At 75.1% G+C, this 3,227-nt stretch carries 4 protein-coding genes; 3 read left to right on the top strand and 1 reads right to left on the bottom strand.

What is annotated here, in order from left to right; genetic code table 11:
* A partial coding sequence (locus tag EBN88_RS29255) for a hypothetical protein (RefSeq protein ID WP_233581107.1) occupies window positions 1-270 on the top strand: 270 nt, incomplete at its 5' end.
* 59 nt (window positions 271-329) lie between these two features.
* Here EBN88_RS29255 and EBN88_RS29250 read toward each other — a convergent pair.
* Window positions 330-1,097 carry a S1 family peptidase gene (locus EBN88_RS29250; protein WP_122400013.1) on the bottom strand — a complete coding sequence of 256 codons (768 nt, stop codon included), beginning with the start codon at window positions 1,095-1,097 and terminating at the stop codon, window positions 330-332.
* Window positions 1,098-1,357: 260 nt separating this feature from the next.
* Between EBN88_RS29250 and EBN88_RS29245 the strand changes: the two genes are divergently transcribed.
* Together EBN88_RS29245 and EBN88_RS29240 are read left to right on the top strand one after the other, a co-directional pair.
* Complete coding sequence (locus EBN88_RS29245) at window positions 1,358-2,242, top strand: hypothetical protein (RefSeq protein ID WP_122400012.1); 885 nt, start codon at window positions 1,358-1,360, stop codon at window positions 2,240-2,242.
* 31 nt (window positions 2,243-2,273) lie between these two features.
* On the top strand, window positions 2,274-3,227 hold a 954-nt coding region (locus tag EBN88_RS29240; protein ID WP_147472904.1), incomplete at its 3' end, for a serine/threonine-protein kinase.

The following is a 3,227-nucleotide window of genomic DNA, read 5'->3' as shown; positions in this document are numbered from 1 at the left end:
CGGCCGGCGCCCGCCCCCGAAGGTCAGGAGACGACGGCCATGTCCGGTGACCCGCTCGCCCACTTCCTGCGGCAGCTCAGCCCCCAGAACCGGGAGTGGCTGGAGAGCCAGCCCGAGGACAAACAGCGGATCATCGCCGAGCGCTGGGAGCCGGCCGAGGGGCGCGGCGCCGCGTTGCTCGCCTCCCTCGACCTCGCGCCGGACCTGGTGGACGAGGGCGCTTCGGCCAACGCCTATCTCCAGGAGGTCAGGGACGCCGAGGAGTACTGAGCCGGCGGGCGACCCGGGCCGCCCGTCGCCGCCCGCCGACCCCTGGTCCCGTTCCCCCGTCAGACGAGGGTCGCGCCGAGTTCGTTGAGCACCGGCACGACCGGCTGGTAGTAACTGGTGCCGCCGCTGGAGCAGTTGCCGCTGCCGCCGACTGGGATGCCGACCAGGGTGGTGCCCGAGGTGAGCGCCCCGCCCGGGTCGCCGGGCTCGACGCAGAGGTTGGTCTGGATCAGGCCGGTGACGACCACCCCGCCACCGAAGTTGACCGTGACGTTAACGCCGGTGACCGTCGCGCTCTGGCAACCGGTCGTTCGGCTGCCCCGCATGACGGCCTGGCCCACGGTCGGGTTGCCGGCCGAGGTGAGGATGGTGCCGCCGCAGTTCGGCGTCGGCTCGACGGGGATGTCCGGGTTCTCGTAGCCGAAGGTGCCGTGGGTCGGGAAGCGGGAGCTGGTGGTGGGCCCGATCGGCACCGTGCGCCCCGGGTCGGCGTACCAGTGCGGGAAGCCCTCGGTGCAGGAGCCAGGCAGCAGCCCGAAGGCCGCGTTGCCCACCCGGAGGTTGGCGACCACCGTGCAGGTGGCACCGCCGCTGGAGAACACCGGGTCGCCGCCGGCCAGTTGGGGGCGCGGCCCGTCGTCGTCGGCGGCCGGCCACAGGAGGAACGCCTCGGCCGTGGCCGGGGCCTCGGCGCCCACGGCGTGCGCGGTGCCGCCGGTCGGGAGCGCGAACAGGCAGATCAGGGTCGTCAGCAGTGCGGCGAGCGCGGCCGGCGGCCGGGCCGGGCGCGCGGAACGGGTGCGGGAAGCGGGGCGTGCGATGCTCACGGGTCCTCCCGGACGAAGAAGGGGAAAGGTGACCACCTCGGGCCGCACAGGGCGTGCCCATGACAACAATGGCGGCCGGTGGTCATCCTTCCAGCTCCCGCCCCGCTCCGGTACCCAAGCGTGACCGCCCGAGCCCGCCGCCGGCCACCCTCGTCGCCCTATAATCCCGGTGTTCCGGGGGAGAACGCGGCGTCGCGCCCGCTCAACTTCCCCTGCGGGCGCAGGGGGTTCGGCAGAACGGCCGAGGACGGGGGAGGGGCATGGCGCAGGGGTGGAACGGGCCGAGAGTCGTGCCGGCGCTGTGCGTCGCCGCGCTGCTGCTGGTCGGCTGCGGGGGCGGCGCCGACCCGGACGGCGAGACGCGGGGCGGCGCCGAGGAGAGCGCCCCGGCCGAGAAGGGCTCCGCCGGCACGGAGGGCCACGCCGGCGAGGACGGCAGCGGCGTCGGTGACGACGGGAACGGCGACGGTGACGGGAACGGTGACGACGACGAGGCGATCGGCGAGCTGCCCGACGAGTACACCTTCACGCCCAACCCCGAGCGCGTGCCCACCACCGCCGAGCGGGCCCGCGAACTGACCAGCGGCGCCCAGCTGGAGCCCGACATCTGGTGGCCAGGGCTCGGCCCGGACGACCCCTACGAGGTGCCGGGCGGCTGGTCGGTGCTCGCCGACGACTGCTCCTGGTCCAGGGCCGAGCTGCCGGAGACGGTGCTGGACTCGTTCACCCGCCGCTATCTGCTCCCCGCGAGCGACGCGTTGGGCGAGGTGCGCGCCACGGTGACGGTCTCGGCGCACCGCTCCGAGGAGGACGCCGACGCCGAGTTGGACGAGGCGCTCCAGGAGAGCTTCCGCTGCCCCGAGCAGGAACTCGGCGCCGGGCAGCGCCTGTCGGGGCTGATGGCGATGGAGTACCCGGAGGAGGAGGTGCTCAACGCCGACGCCTCGGTCTTCGAGATGGGCGAGTGGACCGGGCCCGACGTCGAGGGCTCGCACCCCCATCTCTGGGTGACGTCCCGGATCGGGACGGTCACGGCGGCCGTCGCCGTCAGGGGCGGCGCCGGTCACGACGACAACGAGCTGACCCGGATGGCCGCCGAGGGCATGGCCCGGGTGCTCTACGCGATCGAGCTGGAGCTGACGTGACGGGTCACCGAACCGGCGCCGGGAACCGCTGATGCGGCCGGCGACGCCCAACGACCCGGCGTGGGTGGCCCGTTACCGGATACTCGGCCGGCTCGGCTCCGGCGGCATGGGAACGGTGCTGCTGGGGCGCGGCCCGGACGGCGCGCTGCTGGCGATCAAGGTGATCCGCGCCGAGTACGCCGACGACCCGGCGTTCCGGCGGCGGTTCCGCCGCGAAGTGGCCGTCGCCCGCCAGGTGACCAGCCCGTGGGCGGTGCCGGTGGTGGACGCCGACGCTGAGGCGCCGTCGCCGTGGCTGGCCACGCCGTTCGTGCCGGGCCCGGCGCTGGACGAGACGGTCGCCACGGCCGGGCCGCTGCCCGAGACGAGCGTGCGGGTGCTGGGCGCGCGGCTGGCCGAGGCGCTGACCGCCGTGCACGCGGCGGGCCTGGTGCACCGCGATGTGAAGCCGGGCAACGTGCTGTTGGCGCACGACGGGCCCCGGCTGATCGACTTCGGCATCGCCCGCGCGCTGGACGAGACCGCGTTGACCGCCACCGGCTCCATCCTCGGTTCGCCCGGCTATCTCTCGCCGGAGCAGGCGCGGGGGCTGCCGGTCGGGCCGGCCAGCGACGTCTTCTCGCTGGGCTGTGTGCTGGCCTTCGCGGCGAGTGGTCAACGCCCGTTCGGCACCGGGCCCGTGCCGGCCCTGCTCTATCGGGCCGTGCACGACGAGCCGGACCTGTCGGCCGTTCCCGAGACGCTGCGCCCGCTGCTGGCCTGGTGTCTGGCCAAGCCGGTCTCGGCGCGGCCGACCGTTCCCGAACTGCGGGCCGCCTGGGGCGATTCGGGCGCCGAGGCCGGCGCTGGCTGGCTGCCGGGCCCGGTGGTGGGGCTGATCGCGGAGCGTTCGGCGCGGATGCTCCAGCTGCCGCCGGTCGAGGCGACCGCGCCCGGGGAGGCGCGCGAACGGCCCTCGCGGCGCCGGCTGCTGCTGGGCGCGGCC

Source organism: Streptomyces triticirhizae (genome assembly GCF_003696235.1).
In the GTDB taxonomy this organism is placed as follows: domain Bacteria; phylum Actinomycetota; class Actinomycetes; order Streptomycetales; family Streptomycetaceae; genus Streptomyces; species Streptomyces triticirhizae.
This window is presented reverse-complemented; position numbering and strand designations above follow the sequence as displayed.